This is a genomic window from Bacillus sp. THAF10 (assembly GCF_009363695.1).
In the GTDB taxonomy this organism is placed as follows: Bacteria; Bacillota; Bacilli; order Bacillales; family Bacillaceae_I; genus Sutcliffiella_A.
Window position 1 is genome coordinate 2,209,642 of the sequence record NZ_CP045403.1, and the last position, 22,433, is coordinate 2,232,074.

The following is a 22,433-nucleotide window of genomic DNA, read 5'->3' on the forward strand; positions in this document are numbered from 1 at the left end:
CAGTTAAGAATACACAATTTTCACTCTAATTTGCAACAATAAAAAAAAGAGCACCCCTTTTTAGGGATGCTACAAAGTAACAGGTGCTGTAGGGAGTACGTTATCTAATCGTTCTTTTACAGCATCATGCAGGTTTTCAGGAAGATAAATCGTGATTTCCCCTTTGTCTTCAGTGGTCCGGATAAGTCGTCCCATCCCTTGACGAAGTCGTAAGAGCATATAAGGAACATCAACTTCCATATAAGCGTTAGCGAGACCTTTTCTTTTTGCAGCAAAAACTGGATCATTTGGCGGAAACGGCAAAGACCAAATCACAACGTTTGATAAAGAAGGCCCAGGAATATCAAGCCCTTCCCATAAGTGATAGGCGCAAAGTACAGCCTTTTCATTATTTTGAAATTCGGAAACGAGTTGACTTATTTCCTTATCCCCTTCATAAAGGAATGGATAGACCTGATTTCCTTCATTCATGGATTTAAAGGTTTTTAACTCTTGCTTAGAGTTAAAAAGAATTAAGGTTTTCCCACCATTGCGGTGGATGGATTCCATCGTTTCTGAGTATTTTACTTTATCGTCTATTTGATTTTTCAACGTAAGTTTCATGTTATTTTCATAATCAAATGGCGAATTGATGGTAAAGGCTAAATAGTCCGTTATCCCCAACGTGTTTGCCATGTAACTAAAGTTTTCATTGTCAGAAAGAGTGGCAGATGAAAAAATGAAAGGAATTTTCTTTGAAAACACTTTTTCTTCTAATACTTCTTCCACTGTACGAGGCATAACCACAAGCGTTAAATCAGAATTTTGCTGTTCTGCCCAAGTAATAACGTCCTCTTTGGAAAGCAAGAGCTTCATTAAATATTCAATGGAATCCAAGTATTCTTCCACAATGTGTAGCTGGTAGTGATCTACTGTATGAAGTTCACCTTCAAATACAAGCTGATTACCGATTTCTTCAATGTTTTGAAGTAACCCCTTTGCATGCTTGATAAGCTCGTCATTCAAATTTATATTCTTCCGTTCAGAGCCCGAAATGCTTGTTGTATTTTGTTCCAACGCTTCAAAAAATACATCATTTGCTTGGAGCGAATCTTCTACTAACAAGGCAAATTCTTCACGCAAATCGTTTCCTAATAGCCTTGTTAAAATCTCTTCAATCTGTTTATTTTTTATTTTATAGGTAAGTGCCTTTTGAGCTGCAAATTCTAACAAATGACCTTCATCAAAAATGACAGTAGATGCCTCAGGTAATAGTGGTAGCTGTCCTTCTCTTTTCCGTTTCTCAACCGTCCAAACGTGCTCCATGTAAAAATCATGGGAACAAATAATCAAATCTGTTGCTTTTCGATAATGGTCTCGAGAAAGGGTTTGTCCACAACGGTGACGTTTGTCACAGCTAAAACAATCCTGAAAACTATCCCAGCTAATGGCATTCCACTCTTCATCATTTAGCTGTGCATAGTCTTTTCTATCGCCGTACGCATAAAACGATTGCATGGCAGATGGCTTGTTCACAAACTTAGGTAATGATTCATAAACATCATCAATGTTATCATTTTCTATCTTTTCCATTGCCTCATCTAATTTATTGAGGCAAAGATATTGATCGGGAGATTTCGCTAAACGCACATCAACGGTAATATCTAATACAGAGGACAGCTTTTGAATATCTCCTTCTTTTTTCACTAATTGTTCAATTAGTGATTCGTCCGCACAGGTAATAATAGCAGGTTTGCCCATATATCTTGCATAACAAATGGCATATAAAAGGTATACCATCGTTTTACCAGTTCCTACACCAGCTTCTGAAAAAATGATCTTTTTCTCTTTAAATGCTCTTTCTAGCTGAAAGGCCATGAAAATTTGTTCATCTCTAAGTTCAAATCCAGCATCAGGTAGGATATCGTAAAAAACATCCCCAATCCATTCATTCAACTTATCAAAAAAAGCATCTCCTTTGTTCAAGGGAAATGGCAGACGATTATTCATATACTTTACCTCCGAGAAAAAGTTTGCATTTGAAAATTATTGAATACAAAGGGGTATTTTGTCAAGAGGTAATAGAGGAAGTATGAAAAAAAAAGCTCCCTGTTATGAAGCAGGAAGCTTTCTTAGTTTCTGATGATATGAATAATTTCGTCGTCCAGGAGGGTTGCATATAGCATTGCTTTTGTATATTCATCACGTGCGGCATTCATTCTTTCCACACATTCATGATTATGCAGAAGATTTTCGGAAACAAGCTTATTATAGCTACTTTCTAATGCTTTTGAAATTTTCATAAAATCATTTACGTGTAAAGGCATAAAATCCCTCCAATCTCAGAGATAGAAGTATTTTATGCCATTTTTTTGAAAAATATACTACACACTTAGAGTAATTTAGTCCTTTTCACTACTAGAACGGTTTTTTGTTGTTTCTTTATCTCGTTCTTCTTCCTTTTCGTACTTTATTTCTTGTAAGGGTAATTCATCTATAGGCATGACGAGCTGGTCTCGATCTTTTTGTGTTTTTTCACTGTGTTTGAATGCTTGTTCTTTTTCATTTCTTCTCTTTAACTCTTGGGCTTTCTCTTTGTTTTTCAAGACAATCACTCCTTTTTTACACCATTCCCTGTGAAAGTCTTTCATAAACGTTACCCTTTTTTAGGAGGTCTCTTCCCCCAATATTGATATAAATCTGTTTTGATGAAGCCATTGAACAGCTTCCGTTTCTTAGTGGCTTTTTTACCATATAAATTTTCAAATCCCTCATGAGAGGTGAGCATATAAATAGACCATGTATCCAGATCAGAAAAAGCTTTTCCCATTTCTTTATACATCTTCTCCACATCTGGTCTATCTCCAAGTCGTTCTCCATATGGAGGGTTACCTACAATAACCCCGTATTCTTTTTGTGTGGTAAAATCGGCAACCTGCATTTGTTTAAATTGAATAAGCTCTCCAAGACCTGCTTCAAAAGCATTTTCTTTGGCTATCCCAATCATTCTGTGGTCCACGTCAAAGCCTGCAATATCTAAAGGCTGATCATAGTTTGCAAGGCCCTCAACTTCATCCCGTGCACGATTCCACGCATCTTGGCCTATCCATTCCCACCCCTCAGACACAAATTCTCTATTAAAGCCTGGTGCAATATTTTGGCCAATAAGGGCAGCTTCTATCGGAATGGTACCAGATCCGCAAAAAGGGTCAACAAATGGTTTGCTTGGATTCCAATTTGTTAACAGCACCAAAGATGCAGCGAGGGTTTCTTTCAGTGGTGCTTCCCCTTGAGATGCTCGATATCCACGTTTATGCAGGCCTGCTCCACTGGCATCGATTGTAATTTGTGCAACATCTTTTAAAAGAGCAACTTCAATTTTAAATTTCGCCCCATTTTCATCTAACCATGAGGAAGAAATTCCGTAATGTTCTTTCATTTTTTCAACAACTGCTTTTTTCACGATCGATTGGCAATCGGGTACACTAAAAAGCTTTGATTTAACAGACTTTCCCACAACAGGAAATTCTGCGTTCTCCGGCAGATAATCGCCCCACGGGATGGCTTTTGTTTGTTGAAAAAGTTCTTCAAAGGTTGTCGCTTTAAATTCGCCTACTAATATTTTTATTCTGTCTGCGGTTCTTAGCCATAAATTAGTTCGGCAAATGGCGGCAGCGTCTCCTTTAAAAATGACTTTTCCATTATCGACGGTACAATCATAACCTAGATCTCTAACTTCCTTTGCTACCAATGCTTCTAGTCCCATTGCTGCTGTAGCAATCAATGTGTATTGTTTCATCTTCTTCATCCTAACTGTAGTCAGTTTCATTTTTATTATGTAATTGTAAGGAAAGTATTTTGGTCTGTTAAACTACTGTTGATTTCCGGAAATGGCTCTACTCCTTCGAGTCGGTGCTGGAGCCTCCTCGGCTTCGCCTGTTGTGTCACAAGTCTTTCGCTTCACTCCCGCGGAAGTCTTCGCCTTTGATCTAATCAACAGCTAACTACTAGCCAACCTATTAAATAAAGCTCCCCTGAAGCGTTCAGGGGAGCTTAGTTCATCATTATTGTAATGGTGCGACATTCAATCAATAGTGATCTGTAAGCCATGTTCTGTTCCTTTGTACTGCAAACGGATCGCTCCTTGTACGCAGGTGGTAACCATCTGTCTACAGAAACTTAAAAGTATCTGTCCCTCTCATTGTTGGATTCCTTAGAGAAGGTGCCCCTACCATTATTTGGGTTTCTCGCTCGAGGGGTTTACCTCGTTCCACTCTTACAATTTCTTGTAAGACTACGTCACTGTGGCACTTTCAAGGTAGTAACACCATATCACAAGGACTTAGGTGTGTTCCCTGCCGTTAGCCTCGTCATAAAAACCAAGCTACCCTAGCTTATTTTTTCGCTAGGCACGAACACTACAGGCATCTCAGCCTGTGCGAGCATGGACTTTCCTCTACAACTAAAAGCTGTAGCGGTTACCCAACCACTATTGATGTCAGCACATAATAGTATAGTAAAAAACTGCGATGAATGCAACTGTAAATAAATGTAATAAGAATCAATCGTATAATTTATTTCCAAAAACGTGCTTTTCTAAATTAGATAACCTTCTTAAGATGTCAAAGTTGGTGGATCCGCTGTTTGTGCTTGTTGGTTGTGGTTTTTTTCCAGCTTCTTCAACTTGTCGTTTCAATCTTGCATTTTCTTGAACAATCAAATCGTATTCATGCTGAAATGTCTCATAGTCCTTAATGATTACATCCAAAAATTTATCCACGTCTTCTGCTTTGTAGCCTCTCATTCCAGCTTTAAATTCTTTTTCTAAAATTTCTTTTGCCGTTAAATTAAGTTTTTCTGATATCATCTTATCCTCACCTCAATACGAGTGCCGAAAGTATCAGGCACTTCTTCATTCTCTATATGGAAATAGTCTTGTTCGTGCCTTAATAATTAGGATTACCAATCCTGAGATTCGTCAAACTGTAATTCCTCGACGATAACTTGCAGCTCATAGCTATCTATCATAAAGATAGGATAGTCTGATTGTAAAGCTTTATGTTTTGCTGCCTCTAGTATATATTTTGGACTACCCGGACTTTCTTCCTCATAAACCATCAGGATACTGTCCGACTTTTCTACGATGAATTGATTTTTCATCTTTAACTGAATGGGCGATTCATAGGGTTTTTTTGAAATGGAATCCACATAATTAGCTTGTGACAAAATTGTCTCATAATACTCTTTATTTTGATCTTTCCATTTTTCTTGTTGATTTAAATAAGGAGTCAAAACAGCAAGCTTTAAATGTGAATATTCCACCTGCATTTCAAAGACTACTTCTGCTGCCCATAATTCCACGCCCTGTTGTCCACTGATAACTATCCATTCAAGCTCGGCATGTTCTTCTAAAAGTGATTCCAAGCGTTTTTGAATGGCTTTCTTAATATAGTGTACAGCAGGATCATTATTCTTAAACACCTGTAATTCATGAGCTTTATAACCTGTAATAGCCAATACTTTCATAAACACCTCTATCTAAAATAATAAATAGAAAGCTAAAAAAGCGCAAGTATGTACAGAAAAAGAACTGACAATAGCCAGTTCTTTTCTTGGTATATTAATACAGGACACTTATTTATCTTCCATAACCTTTGCAATGTCCGCCATATCCCATAGGTCCCATTTGTCCCATTCCTGGTCCTTGTTGAGCTCCCATTACTTGAGATGGCATTTGACCATAAGGTGCATTTGCTTGAGCTCCCATCACTTGACCAGGTCCAGTTGATGCGCCCATTACTTGACCAGGAGCGCCAGCACCCATTCCAGGACCACCAGGTCCGCAGTTAAAGTGTTGGTGAGATACAGAATCAACCATTGACTCAGTTTGTGGGTAATAATGTTTGTGTTGGAATTGTTGGTTGTTTACATAAGTTGTGTGCGATGGATGGATGTGTTGTACTTCATTAGTAGAATAAAGATTTTTTACACAACATTTTGTTGGGTGGACGATAGGTGCCATTTGATTTGGTCTGCAGTTGTACATAGTTTCATACTCCTTTCATATTGTTTTCTCTTTACACTAACAAACTATGAAAGAAGTGAGGTACATGTACTAATACAAACACCTATTTTCTTAGGATATATACAATTGCCTAGCTTTTTTATAGTAAAATAGTATAGATATTCTCCTTGAGATTGGACAGTCCGAATAACGTCAAACCGACTACAATAAAAAACAAACATAAAATGAATCTTGACAACGTGCTCTCTCCCATATATTTTCTATTTTGTTACTTTCAGTTTACAATTTTACATGGTATGAGACACGTTGACAATATGATTAAGGCAGAAAATCTGACAAAATGTGAAATTTTTTTCAAATGTCTAATTTTTTCTGTATTCGGGTTATCCTTTTGATAAAATCGGCAAGTTTTTTCTCTTTCTTTTGCTTCGGTTGATTCGCTTTTTCGTTGTAGTTTTTTAATGCTTTTTCTGCGTAAAGTAGTGCAGTGTCATAGCTCTTTTTCTGATGTTCATAGATTTTTGATAATTCTTCACAAGCCTCTTCTTTTGAATCATTTAGTGGGTCTGCAAGTGCTTGTTTAAATAGAAGTTCAGCCTCACAAAACCTTCGTTCTTTCTTCTTTAAGTAGCCTAACTTCATGGCTGCCTTCCATGAGGATTCAACAATATTTTCATAAATGCTGGCAGCCGCTTCTTTCTCACCTAGTGTGTCATACCACCGCCCTATTTCGAAATCTTCTAGTTCACTTCTTTCATTTCCATCTAATAAAAGCAATTTAGAAAGATGAATATAGAGGGTAATTAAAGTAAGTACATCCCATTCATTATGCTTCATAACTCCTTTAATCCCTTGCATTTCCTGAGTTTTCACAAAATCAACATAGATCATAGGAGCTAAAAAGCCCGGAATATCGTCCTGTCTCTCTATCTCGAGTATTTCTTTTTCAACATTCACTAATCTCACGGCTTCCATCTTTGATTTCCAAAGACGTCTAGAAGCATGTAACAGATCAAAATGACCAAATGCAGGTAACTTGGGTACATGCTCTCTAACAAGCGTATGTCTCGTTTTCACTTGTGGCCAGTCAAACGCTTTGCCGTTGTAGGTGACAAGTGTTTTATAATTAACATTCTCAAGAAAGCTTTGATAGAGTGCCACTTCATTTCCAGGCCCAGGTAATAAGTGCTGCCTAATAACCACTTTGTCAGAAAAAACTCTTGCATACCCAAGAAGAAAGATAGTAGTCCCCACACCCCCGCTTAATCCAGTTGTTTCCGTATCAAAAAAGAAAAGATCAGAAGAATGGTGTCCTTTTCCTGATAATGGGTGCTCCACATCCGCGTTTTGCCATAATTTCATAATAGGAATAAGATCTTTAAGCTGATATTTCCCGTGCTTATGATCCAAACTATATTCTTTTTCTCTAATGAAACAGTGTTCACCCTGAAAGCGATACACACTTGTCTGAAAGCTCTCCCATTCCTTTTCATTACAAATAGTATTTTTACTTACTAAATTGCTTGTGGAATCGTGTTCTACATTCAAATGCTTTTTCATCCTATTCAGCTTGTTCTTTATCTTCATACACCGTTCACCTTAATTTCTAGCTGCTTAAGAAGAGCTAGAGCCAATTTTTTAGCGTTTTCCTCAGGATAGTCCGCACCAATGCAGGAAGGACAGCCAGAATAACATGGGCAGCCTTCAATTAAGCTTGTGGCATTTTCCAATAGTGTTTGAATTTGCTCGTACACCTTCTCACTTAAACCAACTCCACCAGGATACCGGTCATAAAAATAAACAACTGGTTTTTCGTCATGGGTAGATTTCACCTGTGGAACAACTTGCAAATCCATTGGTTCACACATTAATAAAAGTGGAGCCACGTGTTTTAGGGCATGGGCTATGCCAAGTAAGCTTTTTTCCAAATCATCTCCATTTAAGCTTTCAACTACAGTTTCTTCTAGAGTAATCCAAGCAGCGTTTGTTTGTAATTCCTCTTCAGGCAAATGGATGGGTCCTGAGCCTATGTTTTCATGAGTTTCAAACTTAATTTTTTTAAAAATAGTGGCCATTGCTCTTACTGATACATCACCGAATGCAATGGTACCGCCTGAATAGTCCTTGCTTTTGTCTATTTCTAATACATCAAGAGATACTGCAAGATTTGCATCAGTAAAATAATCAACATTCACTTCTCGTACGAAGGCTTTCTTTTCTTCCCAGTCTAATTTTTCCACTTGATATTGTACGCCTTGATGTAAATAAATTGCTTCATCATGAAGTAGAGTCATGGAGCTGAATCGATCCATTTCTCCAATTACTTTGTTTGCTGGTTCTGAAGATTGGTCGATGATGATGACATTTTCCTGAGATGCAGATCGTAAGCTAATGTTGTGAGCAGGAAACGCGTCATTCATCCAATGCCATTTCCCAGCATGTTCATGAAGCACTCTTTCTTCTGCTAAATATTCTAAAATATCTTCAAGTTCCACTCCATCAAAGGTTTCTCCTTTTTTAAAAGGCAGTTCATAAGCGGCACATTTTATATGGTCAACTAAGATTACCAGGTTGTTTGGATTAATTCTTGCTGATTCGGGGTTGCTGTTTAAAAAGAATTCTGGGTGCCCGACGATATATTGATCAAGCGGATTCGAGCTTGCAACCATCACAATAACTGCTTCCCCTTGCCTTCTGCCAGCACGACCTGCCTGCTGCCAAGCACTTGCTATCGTTCCTGGGTAGCCTGTCATAATACACACTTGCAGCTGACCAATATCCACACCAAGCTCCAAAGCGTTCGTACTTACAACACCATATATCTCCCCATTTCGAAGCCCCTTTTCAATGGATCTTCTCTGAGTAGGTAAATATCCTCCCCGATATCCCTGAATCGATTTTTCTCCTAATTCATTTTTCACTAATTCTTTTAAATAGGTGAGGAGAATTTCAACCCTAACCCTGCTTTTGGCAAAGACAATCGTCTGTATTCGCTCCTTTAAGAAAGCAGCTGCAACTTTCCTCACTTCTAACGTCGCACTCCTTCTAATGTTTAAAGGTTTATTTACGATAGGAGGATTATAAAAAACGATATGCTTTTTGCTAGCTGGAGCACCATTATTATTAATCAAATGGAAGCTTTCACCTGTAAGCTCTTCTGCGAGTTCTTTTGGGTTAGAAATTGTTGCTGATGTACAAATAAAGGTTGGATTACTGCCGTAAAATTTACATATTCTTTTTAGTCGTCTAATGACATTGGCCACATGACTACCGAAAACCCCTCTGTATGTATGGAGTTCGTCGATTACGATATATTCTAGGTTTTCAAATAGGGACACCCATTTCGTATGATGTGGGAGAATAGCTGAATGTAGCATATCAGGATTGGTAATTACAATATGCCCAGCCTTTCTTACCTTTTGCCTAATGCCAGGTGACGTATCACCATCATAGGTATAACTGTTAATAGGTACTTCCATCATTGTGATTAGTTCATTTAACTCACTTTTTTGATCTTGAGCGAGTGCTTTTGTTGGAAAAATATAAAGAGCCCGAGCTTCTTGTTTTTCCACAATTTTTTGTAACACTGGTAGGTTATAACATAGTGTTTTACCAGAAGCAGTAGGGGTGACAGCAACAAAGTGTTTCTTTTGTATGGCAGTTTGAAATGCCTCTGCCTGGTGTGTGTAGAGAGAAGTGACCCCCCTCTTTGTTAAAGCCTTCCACAAGGGCTCCTTCACTTCTTTTGGAAATGGAACAAATTGAGCTTCTTTTGGAGGCACCGTTTCCCAATGAACGATATTATCTGCTATATCTTTTTCTTGTTTCATCCAGTCAATCACTTCGTAAATTGTTTTTCTCCAATACATTTCGATCACCTCTTCATCTTCCTTCTATTTTAGCGAATAAGTGTTCGGAACGTAAAGTGACAATCAGAAAAATACTGTTGGAAAAGAACAAAAGCGCAATGCGCCCGCTTTGCGACGTACAAACTGGACTGAGCCGTATGAGATAAAGAAAACACGAAGAGCCTGCGATTCGATGTTGCCTTATCGTAAGGAGGCGAGGGAAGTTTGCTAGTCGCTGGCGCATGGAGCTGGACGCTGCTACCATGAGTATCCTAAACAACAAAAGCGCAATGCGCCCGCTTTGCGACGTACAAACTTTGTCTAGTTGCAGCGGCTGAACGAGCCGCTTCACTTTTCGTGGCACTGAGCCGTATGAGATAAAGAAAACACGAAGAGAGTAAGCTTTTTCGTGTTGCCTTATCGTAAGGAGGCGGGGAAGTTTGCTACTCGCTGGCGCATGGAGCTGGACGCTGCTACTTTTGTTCCAGATATCCACAGACATATTTTTTATAATTTCCTAAACAATAATAAAAACAGCCTAGTACAAGCTACCAGGCTGTTTTGTTTCAAGCTATGCTTTTTGATTCATACTATAGTTATTGATTACTGCTAATACCTTTGTTCCTTGAGTCATATCACTTTGGCACAAAGGACAGATAGGTCTTTCCGTTTCTATATTTCTGAAATTGTCTCGCATCCAACCTTTACAAGATTCAGATGCACATTCCCAAACTTTCGTTTCTTCTGTCACTATTTCTTCTGCTTCTCTTCTTCCAAAAGCCATCAAACCACTCTCCTATCTTTTGAGGTGGGGCATAGTTAATCCTCACGGTTTATCTACTCTTAGTATTCCAACTTACGAGGAAAAAATAAGAAAGAAATAAAAAAAGCATCCTTACCATACAAACTCTTCCAATTTATTATAACACAAATTTGAAATTTATTCATGCCGAAGTCCAACGTTTTATTCATATTCATTAGGTAGTAACCCATTTCAACCCTCATTAATATATTAATGATAAAGAACATGAAAGGGGTAAGATACATGATGGATGAAAAGGAAAAGCTGCCACAAAAAAAAGACATCCAACCTAACAATATTATGAATACGATTGACGCATTCTTTAGCAGCTCTCCTATTAAAGGTATGTTAAAGCAAATGGATGATTTCTTTGGTCATACATTTTCCGAAGCCTCCCTACCGGTAGAAACGCAAGAAACGGATCGGGATTTTCTAGTAGTATGCAAACTGCCAGGTATAGCAAAAGAGCAAATAAACATCGAAACCTTTGATCGGTATTTAACTATTTCTGTTAAAAATGAGCAACAGGTAAAAACGATTGATGAAACCGTTTCTTATGTAAGTAACAGTTATACAAGCAATATTTCGAAAAGGACCATTCCTCTGCCTGAGTATGTAAAAATACAAGCGCTGCAAGCAAATTACCGGGACGGTTTATTAAAAATTCGGATCCCTAAAAAGCTAATAAAACAAATCGATATTCAAGATTAGAAACGAGAATAGGCTGGGACAAAATTTAAAAACACAAACAAAAAGACGAAAAATATTAATGCCGGCATTGAATACCGCTATTGATTTCCCTGCAAGACTTCGCTTTCCGCGGGTGACCCGTGAGCCTCCTCGACTTCGGTGGGGTCTCACATTGGCCACTTCTCTAAGCAGGAGTCTACGTCTTTCACTCCAATCAACCGCTGGTGTCATCTAAAAGGTAAAAGAATATTTTAATACTAAAAAAACCGAACTGATTAGATCAAATACTCCAATCAGTTCGGTTTTTGCTTAGCCTAAAACACTTTTGTCCTAGCCTTTTTTATGAAGTATATGGATTACATAATTTTTCTCTGAGGATAAAGATTAATAAGGAGGAGGTGTCTTATCATGAGTAAGTATAAAAAGATTTATGCTAATCCCTCTACTTCTCCTACACTTGTGATCAAAACAAAGTTAGATGAAGAACAAAAAGAGGGTAACCCTTACTACAGTTCATCCTTAAACAAGCAAGAAGAGGAAAAATTAGATCAATATTTTTTCGAGGAAGAACCAAAAGGAGATTATCACAATTAAAGCATCCAAGGGGAGAACACCATCTCCCTTTCTTTGCTACGAGAAAAAAAGATGCCATATTAGAGGCACCTTTTTAAACTTTAAATGTTGATGCAAGACCTTTAAACATGTTGTTTATTTGATTCACTGTATTCATCATTTGCCCTGCCGTATCCATCATTTTTTTCATATCCACATTTCCATCTTGACCTTTAAATTGGTTCATAAATGAGTTTACTTGAGAGGTTTGTGTTTTAGGTGGTTGCGCTTGAGATGGATAAGGATTCATAAACGGCATTTGATTTGGTTGCATCCACCCATTTTGCATTCCATTCTGTTGCATCATCCCGTTACCTGATGTTCCTTGTAGGTATTGGTTTGGTTGCATCATTCCGTTACCTGGTGTTCCTTGTGGGTATTGGTTTGGTTGCATCATTCCGTTACCTGGTGTTCCTTGTGGGTATTGGTTTGGTTGCATCATCCCCATCCCCATGGACTGTGATGGATTTTGCCAATTTGTGTTCATCGTATTAAATGGAAAGCCCTGCGTATTCATGTTCTGCTGTGGAAACCCCATCTGGTTCATCATATTTGGCATCATTCCTTGCGGAAACATCATTTGTTGATTTGGTACATTCGCCCCCATTCCATTAGGAGAAAACATTCCTTGCATGCCATTGCCTCCATTTGAAAATATATTATTTAAAAAAGGAAGCTGACTTAATAGCGACAAATTCCTGTTATATGATAAATGTCTAGGTCTACTGTACATTCTCCTAAACATCGCATACCCCTCCTCTTATCTTACTACCTTTAACATATGAAGTGAAATTGGGAAAGGTGCCTAGATGAAAAGCGAAAGCCATTTTCCAACTTCCTCCTATTATGTCCCATTTTGTCGGAAGTTTCATTTTTTCAAAAACAAGAAAAATTGAATATACATGCTATCATGAAAGTAACTTCAAAGGGAGGGATTTGGATGGTACTAGAAGACTTGCGTCAAAAATTTGTTGCATGTAAAAGCTATGAACCAAATGAACACAATGAATTGATGGATTTTGCCAGAAAGCAATATTTACAAGGGGAGTTATCGATCAATCAATTCCGTCACCTTATTCAAGAATTGGAAATCATGGGTGCAGTTCCACCAAACACATTTGAAGATATGTTAGAAAAATCTTAAAGAGAAAATAATGAAAAGCCTGACATAATGTCAGGCTTTCGCTTTGTTTAAAATATCCTCTAAGACATAATGAATGGACTGAATCATTCCTTTGAAGCGTTTCGACTTGGTGTCGGGATAAAAGCATTGAACAGAAACCATATTTATGTTTTCTACCGTACTGTCTATTTGCTGTATATGAATATTTTTAGGTCTTTGCGACGTAATCCACTTTTTTGATGCATCTTCCCATGCTTTGACGGTTTGATAAACGTCGTCTGCAAAAGGTTTAACTGTTGCAAAAAAATCTGGCTCTTCTTTCCTTTGCTGTGTTTTCTCAAAGCACATTTCTATTTTATTAATGAACGTGCAAAGCTTTTCTGTTATTGAAATTAGTTCATTATGCTCGCTAGTCATTTTCTCACCTCTAGCAATACATATTAACATAATTTACAATACGGAGTAAGCATTCACTTGAAAATCAATGCGCGAATTTGAAGGGTGTATCCCCTGTCTTTGATCTTTCATTACTTTTTCTACTTCATCTAAAGTAAAATGTAGTCTGCTTATTTGTTGCTTCATAACCTCTTCCATTTCTTCACGCTCTATTTTAAGAGAATTTGCCATCGTTTGCTCTAACACATCCATCTGCAGCATCATTTCATTAAACAAATCAGTAATTTCACTTTTAGAAACAATGTTGGACATTTACTTTCCCCTCCACATTTTATTCGTGTAATAATGTTTTCGGCGTTAACCTCTCACACCCTTCCTATGTGACAAAACTAGAAGAGATTCGTCAAAGAAAGTGTTAACCTGACATCACGAACTTTTCATGTTTCTGAATGAATAGAACATTTTTTGAAAAAATAACAATGAACGATAAAATGATTGGAGGAAAATTAATGACGAAGAATGATAGCAAGGAGCAACAACAGCAAAGAAAAAACCAAGTGGAAAGTACTCCTGGACAAGAGGATAAAAAGTTGAAGGGCCCAAATCGTCCTTCTACCTAAGAATAACGAGGCTAAAGAAGAGGCTGGGACAAAACTTAAAAACACGAACTGATTTGATCAAATACTCCAATCAGTTCGGTTTCTGCTTAGGCTAAAACACTTTTTGTCCCAGCCACTTTTCTTTTTTTCTTTTTTAAACTTCGCTAACGATTTCCGCTAATTGGCTCCGCGTCCACAGAGAGATTTATAACCCTCCCAGAGCTTCCCTGCGGGGTCACAAGTCTTTCGCTACATTCCCGATAAGAGTCTCCCACCTTTGCTGCAAAAAACAGCTAGAAACAACTCACTATCAACATTCTTCTTTAACCCTTTTTTAAAGCCATTTTTTGATTGCAATAAAGCCATCCATTTGATGTTGTTTATGTATGAACCATTTGGTCAGTTCTTCGTAATGCTGTTCTTTTGGTGATAGTGGCTTTCTCCAAGATGGGAGATATTTTCTATTCTTAAAAATCCAATCATTAGAGTCTCCTTTATGAGGATGCTTTACAACCGGATAGATCGCTCTTAAAATTGGCGTCTCTCTAGATAAACGTTCTGAAAAATATTGTTCATAATCAAATCTTGCTCCTGTATGCTCTGTATTCAAAGAAAATAGGTGAAACTTTTCATACAAAGAAGGATGAAATAAAAGATGAGCAAGCTTTCTGCCAAGCAAGATTCTATTTTTCAGCTTTTGAAACCCATGAACGGAATATCCATACAACTTCCCTTCTAACGTTGGGAAAACAACACTGCTAAAATGACCGATATCTTGAAAAAAATACGATCCACTGCCAAATACATTTTTTTTCAAATAGTGATTTCTCAGTACAGGTTCTTGAATAAGATTTTGCTCGTTTATTATTAATGAACTAACCAACCTCTCCTTATCTCTCCTTTCCCAAAAAGCCTTCCATTCCGCTTCCATAAAGCATGACACATCGAAAGCCTGCAACAAATGAAAGAGTGGTTTGTTATAATGAAGAGACAATTCATAAACCTTTAATTGAGGAAATGCGTCACGGAAAATAAGCCAGTTTGCAAGTTCATAGGTTAAGAAGAAGGAAAACCGTTGCTGCCATCCAAGAGCTAACTTAAACCATCTACCTTCAAGATCTGTCATGCTCCAACCTGCATTTCTTGAAACCATACTTGCTAGAAATGACCACCTAATCTCGGGATTTCTTTCGTAAAATGTCATATATGCTTTTGTTCTGGAAATGTTGTCAGCATTGTATTTTGCTGTATTTTTTTTTATGGTAGTGATAAACTTATCTTCTTGAATGGAGTACTTTAACAATTTTCTATCCTGTGCAATCTTTTTATAAATGTCTTTCAAGGGAAAAGTCCTCCATTTAAATATTTTGTCGTTTTTTTCTTTTTTTAGGTTAGTTTTGGTTTAGAGGGGGAAATTTATGACTATTAGATATCCAAACGGAAAAATTTATCATGACAAAGGCGCGGTCAAAACCACAAAAACATCCACCACGCTATATGGAAATCGCGGAATGAGTCTAGAAGAAGACTTACAAGAGACAAACGTTTATTATTTACATCAGGATATAGCTGTGGTTCATAAAAAACCTACTCCCATCCAAATTGTTGATGTACATTACCCTAAGCGAAGTGCTGCTGTGATTAAGGAAGCTTATTTTAAACAAGCCTCTACAACCGACTTTAACGGGGTATATAAAGGACGATATCTTGATTTTGAAGCAAAGGAAACGAAAAACAAAACCTCCTTCCCACTGCAAAACTTTCATGAGCACCAAATTCATCATATGAAGCAAGTTGTGAAACAAAATGGGATTTGTTTCGTCATATTAATGTTCAGTTCTTTTAATGAGGTATATTTGCTCCCAGCAGAAAAGCTATTCATCTATTGGGAAAGAATGCAGGCTGGGCTAAGAAAATCAATAGCAAAGGCTGAAATTGAAGCGGATGGATACCTTATTCCAATCGGTTATCAGCCAAGACTAGACTACCTCAAAGTTATTGACCAACATTTTTAAGACAGATTAAGGTATGAGGAAAGAAAGGCAGGTCAAATACATGTCTGATAAGTATCAAACACGAGAACAAAGAAGAAAAGCAATGCAAGATGAAAAAAACCTTGGAAAAGGAACAAAAAAGAAAACATCTAAAAAAGCGACATTTAAAAAAGTGTTTTTGGCTGCACTAATTGTTGGAATAGTAGGTTTACTTACCGGTATTGGAACTTTTGCTTATTACGTCAGCAGCACCCCTCCTTTAGATGAAACCTTACTTAAGGTACCCGTTCCCTCCAAAGTGTACGACATGAATGGAGAGCTTGCAGCGGAAATTGGCGGACAACAAGCAAGAGAATATGTGGATGCTGATGACATACCAGATCTCGTGAAAAACGCATTTTTAGCTACAGAGGATGTTAGGTTTTATGAGCATAATGGAGTAGATTACCGTCGTCTTGCTGGAGCAGCACTAGCAAATGTTACGCGAGGCTTCGGTTCTGAAGGTGGTAGTACCATTACGCAACAGCTTGTGAAGCTATCCTTTTTATCTCCTGATAAAACGTTAAAAAGAAAAGCGCAAGAGTTTTACCTTGCCTATCAATTAGAATCTCGTTTTACGAAAGATGAGATTCTTGAGATGTATCTTAACCGCATTTATTTTTCAAATTATGCTTATGGCATTTCCAATGCAGCGAAGAACTATTATGGAAAGTCTTTAGATGAGTTAGAATTACATGAAGCAGCCATGCTTGCAGGACTTCCACAAAGTCCTAATCGATATAACCCAATAACAAACCCAGAAAACGCAGAAAAACGACGCAATATTGTCCTAAGTCTAATGGTTCAGCACGGGAAAATCTCACAAGAGGAAGCCGATGAAGCAAAAGCAGTAACTGTGGATTCCACTCTTTCAGAGGATGCCGAAAGAACAAATTACTCTAATAAGTATAATGCGTTTGTAGACCGAGTTATTGAAGAAATTACAGAACAATTAGGTGATGTTGATCCACAAACAGATGGCTTAGAGATTTACACAACACTTGATATAAAGGCTCAAGAGCAAGTAGAGTATCTTCTTTCTGATGAAAGTGGAATTCCGCATCCAGATAATGAGGATTACCAGGTTGGTATTTCCTTGCTTGATACACAAACAGGTGAAATACGTGCCATTGGTGGCGGCAGAAATCATATGAAAACAGGAACAAACTATGCAACTGAATTACGTGCACAGCCTGCTTCTGCTATTAAACCTATTCTTGATTATGCACCAGCCATTGAATATCTAGATTGGTCAACGTATCATCAGATTAATGATGAACCTTATCAATACACGAATGGTGACCCAATAAACAACTGGGATAACAAACATAAAGGTTATTTAAGCATAAGACAGCACTTGGCTGATTCAAGGAACATTCCTGCACTGAAAGCACTGCAAGAGGTTGGTCTTGACAAGGCCCGTGATTTCGCAGTTAATCTTGGGATACCTTTGGAGGAAGAAATTGTAGAAGCCTATTCTATCGGTGGATTTAACAATGGGATATCCCCTCTTCAAATGGCTGGAGCTTATAGTTCCTTTGGAAGTGGCGGAACCTATACAGAGCCTTATGCCGTTACAAAAGTTGTGTTTCAGGATGGCTCAAGTGTTGATTTAAATAAAGAGTCCGAGGTTGTTATGAAGGATTCTACTGCTTTTATGATTACAGATATGCTAAAAACCTCTGTACGTAGTGGTTTAGCAAATCGTGCTCATGTTCCAGGACTAAATATTGCAGGTAAATCAGGAACAACTAACTTCAGTTCTGAAACTATTGAGGAATTTGGAATTCCAAAGGGCGGTGTTCCAAGCACGTGGTTTGCCGGTTATACCCCTACCTATACTGCAGCAGTTTGGACTGGGTTCAAAAGAACGGGCGAAAACAACTATTTAAGACCCATTGACGGAACAAACAGTGATCAATATTTATCAAGAGAAATCTTCAAGAGTCTCATAGAGAGTATTTCAACTTCTGAAGAAGATAAAGCAGACTTCCCTGTTCCAAACAGTGTAGTGCGCGTACCTATTGAAAAAGGAACCAATCCACCTTTAAAAGCAAGTGAGTTTACACCAAAGGAACAGATTACAAATGAGTACTTTATTAAAGGTACAGAACCGAAGGAAGTTTCCAAGGAATATGATAAACTCCCTTCCCCTGCTAACTTAAAAGCGACGTACGATGAAGAAGCAAATGTTATCAACTTGAATTGGGAATACCCTGAAGACAGAAAAGATGGCGTTACATTCGTAGTGAATGTAGCAGTGAATGAAGAATCCTCTCAACCATTGACCGAAACAAAGGATTTGGGACTGGTGGTCGAAAATCCAGAGCCAGGTACTAAGTATACGTTTGAAGTAATTGCTGTAGAGGATGAAAACGCAGAAAACAAAAGTGATCCAGTTACTAAATCTGTGACCACACCAGTAAAGGAAGAAGATGAGAGCATCATCCCTGAACTTCCTTCTCCACCAGGAGATGGCGAAGAGCCACCTGAAGATGGCGAAGAACCGCCAGGGGATGGCGAGGAGCCACCTGGGGATGGCGAGGAACCACCTGGAGACGGTGAAGAACCGCCTGGAGATGGCGAGGAGCCACCTGGGGATGGCGAGGAACCACCTGGGGATGGTGAAGAACCACCTGGGGATGGTGATGGAGAAGGAACTAACTCCAACCGTGGTCAACGTGATAGAGAAGATGAAGACTAATGATAAAAGGACTGCATGCAAGTTAGCATGCAGTCCTTTTTATTTGATTTTTAAGGCTTGTTTTTTGTAAAATATTTTTTCTGTTTCATTAAAGAGCTGTTGAAGCTGTATGAAGGAGTGATAAAGATTTGGTTTTTTTAGAGCAAAATCTACTCTTTCTACCACATTTACAGGCTTCCACTTTAGAGCATCACAATCTACCTTCCAGTTAGTTAACCCTCTAACAGGTTGATCATTTATCCAAAATAACATTTGTAAGTACCAGGAGATTGAAGGTATTATGTATTGCCTTGCCTGTTGACGACTTCGTTTTTCATGAAGCTCTGTCAAAATCCTCATCTGGGCTTTCCAACTTACTATCAATAATGGAATGCTATCAGTTAAACTTTCCCACGGAAGATTATCAGGTGCTGCACCTAAATAATATGCGATATCGAATTTAAATGGGACTTCTATGATATCTTCTGATGAAAAAGATTTGCTATGGAGACTATCCCCTTCTGAATAAAAGTAAGGATGCCAAAAAGCTTCAGGTACCCTCATTTATCCCACCCTCTTTTTCATTCGCTTTTTCCCTTCTCTACACATTTCTAAAAGAGGACAACTATCACATTGCGGGTTTTGTGCCTTGCAATGATATCTACCAAAAAAAATAAGCCGATGATGAGTTTCGGACCATTCTTCCTTAGGTATTTTTCTCATTAAGGTTTTCTCCACTTCTAAGACGCTGTCCTTCCACTTACAGATACCCAGCCGTTTGCTAACTCTTTCCACATGGGTATCGACAGCAATTGCAGGTACGCCAAATGCTACGGATACGACCACATTGGCCGTTTTTCTCCCTACTCCCGGAAGCTTAACAAGTTCATCACGTTCTGTTGGTACTTCTCCTTCATAATCATCGAGCAATAGTTGACATAAGCTACGGATATTTTTCGCTTTATTTCGATATAGGCCAATAGAGCGAATATCTTGCTGCAGCTCCTCAAGGGGTACAGCTAGATAGTCATGTGGGGTTTTGTATTTTTCAAAGAGGTTTTTGGTTACTTTATTTACAAGTGCATCGGTACATTGGGCAGATAGAGCAACCGCTATAACTAACTCAAAGGGGTTTTTATGATTTAACTCACAATGAGCATCTGGAAACATATCCCCCATCGTATCAAGGACCTCTCGAATTTGATTCAAATTTAACATACTACACTCTCACCTCTAATCTAACCAGTTATAAAATGGTACCGTATTATTCCTTGTTTTACTTTGTGAAGCTTGTGGAGCTTGTTTTTGTTGATTTTTTCTAAATCTTTTTCCATATTCATCAGCTTGATTAATGGTCTTTATTCCATTCTTTTTCCATTCAAATAAGATGCGGTCAATATAGCGGAAATTAAGTTTTCCCGAAATGACTGCTTCTCTTAATGCAGCTTTTATGATGGTTGGATCATGGTGGTCTTGATCCATCCACATGCCTAATGTTTCACATTCGAATGGAGACAGTGGTCGTCCAAATTCCTGTTCAAATACAGAATAGAGGCTGGATTCTTGATTAGCTTGGGATTGTTCAGTTGTATGCTTTGACTCATTCATCATGAATGAAATCATTTTTTCCCATAAGGGTTGCAAGGAGTATCTTTCATATTTAATGGAGTACTCATCAATTTCATCACTGATGGAAACATATCCTTTTTGTAGCAAATGGCGGAGTATATCCATGCACTCTGTTGGTTCAATGGTCATTCTCTCTGCAATTTCTGCAGGTGTTGGAAAAATGATGCCTTGTTCCACAAAGGAATGGACATGTAATAAGAGAAGAAACTCTTTTTCATTTAAACCTAATTTTACATAGTTCGTTAATAAATATTTTGGAATCGATAAATTGCCTTGTTCCATAAATTGCAAAAATTGCTCTTTTTTCATTGTGAGACACCTCATACATCAGTATATCAGATTTATCTTGTTTCTACATCAGAGACCATGAAAATAGCCACCCGCTTCTTTCTTGCGGGTGACTTTATTTTAAAATTAGCCCTGTTTTACACCGCTGTTGATTTCCGCAAATGGCTCGCGTCCGCGGGGCCATTTGTAAGCCTCCTCAGCTACGCCTGTAGGGTCTCCAGTCAATCGCTTCATTCCCGCAGGAGTCTCCACCTTTGCTACAATCAAGAGCTAGAAACATCTATTTATCAACATTCTTCTTTAACATAGCCTTAAAATTAAGGATATAAGCGATTTAATAATCTTGGGAATGGAATGGCTTCTCGAACATGCTCAATTCCACTAATCCATGCCACTGTTCTTTCCAGGCCTAATCCAAAGCCAGAATGTGGGACAGAGCCATAACGGCGAAGCTCTAAGTACCAACCATAGCTTTCTGGGTCAAGATTGTGTTCTTTTAGACGTTCTTCCAAGAGTTTATAGTCGTGAATACGCTCAGAACCACCAATAATTTCACCATAGCCCTCTGGAGCGATAAGGTCAGCACAAAGCACTACATCATCGCGTTCTGGGTGAGGCTGCATATAAAACGGCTTAATTCCAACTGGATAATGTGTTATGAACACAGGCTTATCAAAGCTTTCTGCAATAGCTGTTTCATGAGGAGCACCAAAATCATCTCCCCACTCAATGTCATCAAAGCCTTTTTCTTTTAGGAATGTAATGGCATCATCGTAGCTAATTCTAGGGAATGGTGCTTGAATTTTTTCAAGCTTTGCTACATCTCGCTCTAGAATTCCTAATTCTAATTTACAGTTCTTCAATACGGATTGCACAATGTATGAAACATATTCTTCTTGAACCACTAAGTTGTCTTCAAATTCATAAAAAGCCATCTCCGGCTCAATCATCCAAAATTCAATTAAATGCCTTCTTGTTTTAGACTTTTCGGCACGGAAAGTTGGACCAAAAGAAAAAACTTTTCCTAATGCCATCGCAGCGGCTTCCATGTAAAGCTGTCCGCTTTGAGAAAGATAGGCATCTTCATCAAAGTATTTAGTTGCAAAAAGCTCAGAAGTACCTTCAGGCGCACTTCCTGTTAAAATTGGAGGATCCACCTTTGAGAAACCATTTTCATTAAAGTATTCGTAAGTTGCTCGAATTACTTCATTTCTAATTTTCATGATAGCATGTTGCTTCTTGGATCGTAACCATAAATGTCTGTTATCCATTAAGAATTCTGTACCATGGTTCTTTGGTGTGATTGGATATTCCACTGCTTCATGAATGATTTCCAGTCCTGTTACACCTAATTCGTACCCAAAAGGTGATCTTTCATCCTCACGTACCACACCTGTTACATAAACAGATGTTTCTTGTGTGACTGCTTTCGCTGCTTGAAACACAGCTTCATCCACTTCAGCCTTCACCACTACCCCTTGAATAAAACCTGAGCCATCACGTAATTGTAAAAAGGCTATCTTTCCACTTGAACGTTTGTTAGCAATCCATGCACCAATGGTCACGTGCTCGCCAACAAATTTATGTACTTCTGAAATCGTTGTTTTCACTACTTTATTCCCTCCAACATTATTCTAATCGTTATATAAGACACCATCTTATGTACATAACAACTATTATACAAGCCTGATTAATGGTAAGCAAACACTTTTCTAAAGATAGAATT

At 38.1% G+C, this 22,433-nt stretch carries 24 protein-coding genes and 1 other RNA gene; 6 read left to right on the plus strand and 19 right to left on the minus strand.

Annotated features, from left to right (window positions below):
* Positions 1–69: 69 nt before the first annotated feature.
* The 11 genes from FIU87_RS11515 to FIU87_RS11565 all read right to left on the minus strand — a co-directional run bounded on the left by FIU87_RS11515 (position 70) and on the right by FIU87_RS11565 (position 10,636).
* A complete protein-coding gene (locus FIU87_RS11515; protein WP_152444733.1) occupies positions 70–1,989 on the minus strand; it encodes an ATP-dependent DNA helicase in 1,920 nt (639 codons plus the stop codon).
* A 122-nt stretch (positions 1,990–2,111) separates the two neighbouring features.
* Positions 2,112–2,306 (minus strand): hypothetical protein, encoded by a 195-nt coding sequence (locus tag FIU87_RS11520; protein WP_152444734.1) that lies wholly within the window; start codon positions 2,304–2,306, stop codon positions 2,112–2,114.
* Positions 2,307–2,381: 75 nt separating this feature from the next.
* Positions 2,382–2,594: a hypothetical protein gene (locus tag FIU87_RS11525; RefSeq protein WP_253905585.1), complete on the minus strand. Its 213-nt coding sequence runs from the start codon at positions 2,592–2,594 to the stop codon at positions 2,382–2,384.
* A gap of 41 nt (positions 2,595–2,635) precedes the next feature.
* Positions 2,636–3,778 (minus strand): THUMP domain-containing class I SAM-dependent RNA methyltransferase, encoded by a 1,143-nt coding sequence (locus FIU87_RS11530; RefSeq protein WP_152444736.1) that lies wholly within the window; start codon positions 3,776–3,778, stop codon positions 2,636–2,638.
* Between the two features lie 298 nt (positions 3,779–4,076).
* Positions 4,077–4,469, minus strand: an RNA gene (gene rnpB / locus FIU87_RS11535) — RNase P RNA component class B.
* Positions 4,470–4,540: 71 nt separating this feature from the next.
* A complete protein-coding gene (gene gpsB / locus FIU87_RS11540) occupies positions 4,541–4,846 on the minus strand; it encodes a cell division regulator GpsB (RefSeq protein ID WP_152444737.1) in 306 nt (101 codons plus the stop codon).
* Between the two features lie 92 nt (positions 4,847–4,938).
* Positions 4,939–5,505 (minus strand): SLOG family protein, encoded by a 567-nt coding sequence (locus FIU87_RS11545; RefSeq protein ID WP_152444738.1) that lies wholly within the window; start codon positions 5,503–5,505, stop codon positions 4,939–4,941.
* Positions 5,506–5,617: 112 nt separating this feature from the next.
* Positions 5,618–6,025, minus strand: coding sequence for a spore coat protein (locus FIU87_RS11550; protein ID WP_152444739.1), 408 nt, complete (start codon positions 6,023–6,025; stop codon positions 5,618–5,620).
* Positions 6,026–6,358: 333 nt separating this feature from the next.
* On the minus strand, positions 6,359–7,591 hold the full coding sequence (locus FIU87_RS11555; RefSeq protein ID WP_152444740.1) for a ribonuclease H-like domain-containing protein: 1,233 nt from the start codon (positions 7,589–7,591) through the stop codon (positions 6,359–6,361).
* Positions 7,588–9,873, minus strand: coding sequence for a DEAD/DEAH box helicase (locus FIU87_RS11560; RefSeq protein ID WP_152444741.1), 2,286 nt, complete (start codon positions 9,871–9,873; stop codon positions 7,588–7,590). The genes FIU87_RS11555 and FIU87_RS11560 overlap by 4 nt, the downstream gene beginning before the upstream one ends.
* A 550-nt stretch (positions 9,874–10,423) precedes the next feature.
* A complete protein-coding gene (locus FIU87_RS11565) occupies positions 10,424–10,636 on the minus strand; it encodes a cold-shock protein (protein ID WP_152444742.1) in 213 nt (70 codons plus the stop codon).
* A 261-nt stretch (positions 10,637–10,897) separates the two neighbouring features.
* Between FIU87_RS11565 and FIU87_RS11570 the strand changes: the two genes are divergently transcribed.
* Together FIU87_RS11570 and FIU87_RS11575 are read left to right on the plus strand one after the other, a co-directional pair.
* Positions 10,898–11,365 (plus strand): Hsp20/alpha crystallin family protein, encoded by a 468-nt coding sequence (locus tag FIU87_RS11570; RefSeq protein WP_172971040.1) that lies wholly within the window; start codon positions 10,898–10,900, stop codon positions 11,363–11,365.
* 387 nt (positions 11,366–11,752) lie between these two features.
* Positions 11,753–11,938 (plus strand): hypothetical protein, encoded by a 186-nt coding sequence (locus tag FIU87_RS11575; RefSeq protein ID WP_152444744.1) that lies wholly within the window; start codon positions 11,753–11,755, stop codon positions 11,936–11,938.
* Between the two features lie 73 nt (positions 11,939–12,011).
* On the opposite strand, the gene FIU87_RS11580 is transcribed toward FIU87_RS11575, so the two are convergent.
* Complete coding sequence (locus FIU87_RS11580) at positions 12,012–12,590, minus strand: YppG family protein (RefSeq protein WP_253905400.1); 579 nt, start codon at positions 12,588–12,590, stop codon at positions 12,012–12,014.
* Positions 12,591–12,896: 306 nt separating this feature from the next.
* On the opposite strand from FIU87_RS11580, the gene yppF reads away from it, so the two are divergent.
* On the plus strand, positions 12,897–13,100 hold the full coding sequence (gene yppF, locus FIU87_RS11585) for a YppF family protein (protein ID WP_152446523.1): 204 nt from the start codon (positions 12,897–12,899) through the stop codon (positions 13,098–13,100).
* A gap of 30 nt (positions 13,101–13,130) precedes the next feature.
* Here the strand turns inward: yppF and FIU87_RS11590 are convergent, their stop codons facing one another.
* Together FIU87_RS11590 and FIU87_RS11595 are read right to left on the minus strand one after the other, a co-directional pair.
* Positions 13,131–13,496: a YppE family protein gene (locus tag FIU87_RS11590; protein WP_172971041.1), complete on the minus strand. Its 366-nt coding sequence runs from the start codon at positions 13,494–13,496 to the stop codon at positions 13,131–13,133.
* 33 nt (positions 13,497–13,529) lie between these two features.
* Positions 13,530–13,787 carry a hypothetical protein gene (locus FIU87_RS11595; protein ID WP_152444746.1) on the minus strand — a complete coding sequence of 86 codons (258 nt, stop codon included), beginning with the start codon at positions 13,785–13,787 and terminating at the stop codon, positions 13,530–13,532.
* A gap of 167 nt (positions 13,788–13,954) precedes the next feature.
* Here FIU87_RS11595 and FIU87_RS21235 point away from each other — a divergent pair, with 167 nt between their 5' ends.
* A complete protein-coding gene (locus FIU87_RS21235; RefSeq protein WP_216647582.1) occupies positions 13,955–14,095 on the plus strand; it encodes a hypothetical protein in 141 nt (46 codons plus the stop codon).
* A 313-nt stretch (positions 14,096–14,408) separates the two neighbouring features.
* Here FIU87_RS21235 and FIU87_RS11600 read toward each other — a convergent pair whose 3' ends face one another.
* Positions 14,409–15,416 carry a DUF2515 family protein gene (locus FIU87_RS11600; RefSeq protein WP_152444747.1) on the minus strand — a complete coding sequence of 336 codons (1,008 nt, stop codon included), beginning with the start codon at positions 15,414–15,416 and terminating at the stop codon, positions 14,409–14,411.
* 76 nt (positions 15,417–15,492) lie between these two features.
* On the opposite strand from FIU87_RS11600, the gene recU reads away from it, so the two are divergent.
* Positions 15,493–16,089 (plus strand): Holliday junction resolvase RecU, encoded by a 597-nt coding sequence (recU, locus tag FIU87_RS11605; RefSeq protein WP_152444748.1) that lies wholly within the window; start codon positions 15,493–15,495, stop codon positions 16,087–16,089.
* A gap of 40 nt (positions 16,090–16,129) precedes the next feature.
* Positions 16,130–18,811: a penicillin-binding protein 1A gene (locus FIU87_RS11610; protein WP_152444749.1), complete on the plus strand. Its 2,682-nt coding sequence runs from the start codon at positions 16,130–16,132 to the stop codon at positions 18,809–18,811.
* A gap of 39 nt (positions 18,812–18,850) precedes the next feature.
* Here FIU87_RS11610 and FIU87_RS11615 read toward each other — a convergent pair whose 3' ends face one another.
* The 4 genes from FIU87_RS11615 to asnS form a co-directional block, all read right to left on the minus strand.
* A complete protein-coding gene (locus tag FIU87_RS11615; RefSeq protein ID WP_152444750.1) occupies positions 18,851–19,354 on the minus strand; it encodes a YpoC family protein in 504 nt (167 codons plus the stop codon).
* On the minus strand, positions 19,355–20,008 hold the full coding sequence (gene nth / locus FIU87_RS11620; RefSeq protein WP_152444751.1) for an endonuclease III: 654 nt from the start codon (positions 20,006–20,008) through the stop codon (positions 19,355–19,357).
* Between the two features lie 15 nt (positions 20,009–20,023).
* Positions 20,024–20,728: a DnaD domain-containing protein gene (locus FIU87_RS11625; protein WP_152444752.1), complete on the minus strand. Its 705-nt coding sequence runs from the start codon at positions 20,726–20,728 to the stop codon at positions 20,024–20,026.
* Between the two features lie 296 nt (positions 20,729–21,024).
* Positions 21,025–22,317 (minus strand): asparagine--tRNA ligase, encoded by a 1,293-nt coding sequence (gene asnS, locus FIU87_RS11630; RefSeq protein WP_152444753.1) that lies wholly within the window; start codon positions 22,315–22,317, stop codon positions 21,025–21,027.
* Positions 22,318–22,433 lie beyond the last annotated feature (116 nt).

Coding starts and splice junctions, on each gene's coding strand:
- FIU87_RS11515 (WP_152444733.1), bottom strand. CDS start 1,989: ATGAATAATCGTCTGCCATTTCCCTTGAACAAAGGAGATGCTTTTTTT.
- FIU87_RS11520 (WP_152444734.1), bottom strand. CDS start 2,306: ATGCCTTTACACGTAAATGATTTTATGAAAATTTCAAAAGCATTAGAA.
- FIU87_RS11530 (WP_152444736.1), bottom strand. CDS start 3,778: ATGAAACAATACACATTGATTGCTACAGCAGCAATGGGACTAGAAGCA.
- gpsB (WP_152444737.1), bottom strand. CDS start 4,846: ATGATATCAGAAAAACTTAATTTAACGGCAAAAGAAATTTTAGAAAAA.
- FIU87_RS11545 (WP_152444738.1), bottom strand. CDS start 5,505: ATGAAAGTATTGGCTATTACAGGTTATAAAGCTCATGAATTACAGGTG.
- FIU87_RS11550 (WP_152444739.1), bottom strand. CDS start 6,025: ATGTACAACTGCAGACCAAATCAAATGGCACCTATCGTCCACCCAACA.
- FIU87_RS11555 (WP_152444740.1), bottom strand. CDS start 7,591: ATGAAGATAAAGAACAAGCTGAATAGGATGAAAAAGCATTTGAATGTA.
- FIU87_RS11560 (WP_152444741.1), bottom strand. CDS start 9,873: ATGTATTGGAGAAAAACAATTTACGAAGTGATTGACTGGATGAAACAA.
- FIU87_RS11565 (WP_152444742.1), bottom strand. CDS start 10,636: ATGGCTTTTGGAAGAAGAGAAGCAGAAGAAATAGTGACAGAAGAAACG.
- FIU87_RS11570 (WP_172971040.1), top strand. CDS start 10,898: ATGATGGATGAAAAGGAAAAGCTGCCACAAAAAAAAGACATCCAACCT.
- FIU87_RS11575 (WP_152444744.1), top strand. CDS start 11,753: ATGAGTAAGTATAAAAAGATTTATGCTAATCCCTCTACTTCTCCTACA.
- FIU87_RS11580 (WP_253905400.1), bottom strand. CDS start 12,590: ATGCAAGGAATGTTTTCTCCTAATGGAATGGGGGCGAATGTACCAAAT.
- yppF (WP_152446523.1), top strand. CDS start 12,897: ATGGTACTAGAAGACTTGCGTCAAAAATTTGTTGCATGTAAAAGCTAT.
- FIU87_RS11590 (WP_172971041.1), bottom strand. CDS start 13,496: ATGACTAGCGAGCATAATGAACTAATTTCAATAACAGAAAAGCTTTGC.
- FIU87_RS11595 (WP_152444746.1), bottom strand. CDS start 13,787: ATGTCCAACATTGTTTCTAAAAGTGAAATTACTGATTTGTTTAATGAA.
- FIU87_RS21235 (WP_216647582.1), top strand. CDS start 13,955: ATGAACGATAAAATGATTGGAGGAAAATTAATGACGAAGAATGATAGC.
- recU (WP_152444748.1), top strand. CDS start 15,493: ATGACTATTAGATATCCAAACGGAAAAATTTATCATGACAAAGGCGCG.
- FIU87_RS11610 (WP_152444749.1), top strand. CDS start 16,130: ATGTCTGATAAGTATCAAACACGAGAACAAAGAAGAAAAGCAATGCAA.
- FIU87_RS11615 (WP_152444750.1), bottom strand. CDS start 19,354: ATGAGGGTACCTGAAGCTTTTTGGCATCCTTACTTTTATTCAGAAGGG.
- nth (WP_152444751.1), bottom strand. CDS start 20,008: ATGTTAAATTTGAATCAAATTCGAGAGGTCCTTGATACGATGGGGGAT.
- FIU87_RS11625 (WP_152444752.1), bottom strand. CDS start 20,728: ATGAAAAAAGAGCAATTTTTGCAATTTATGGAACAAGGCAATTTATCG.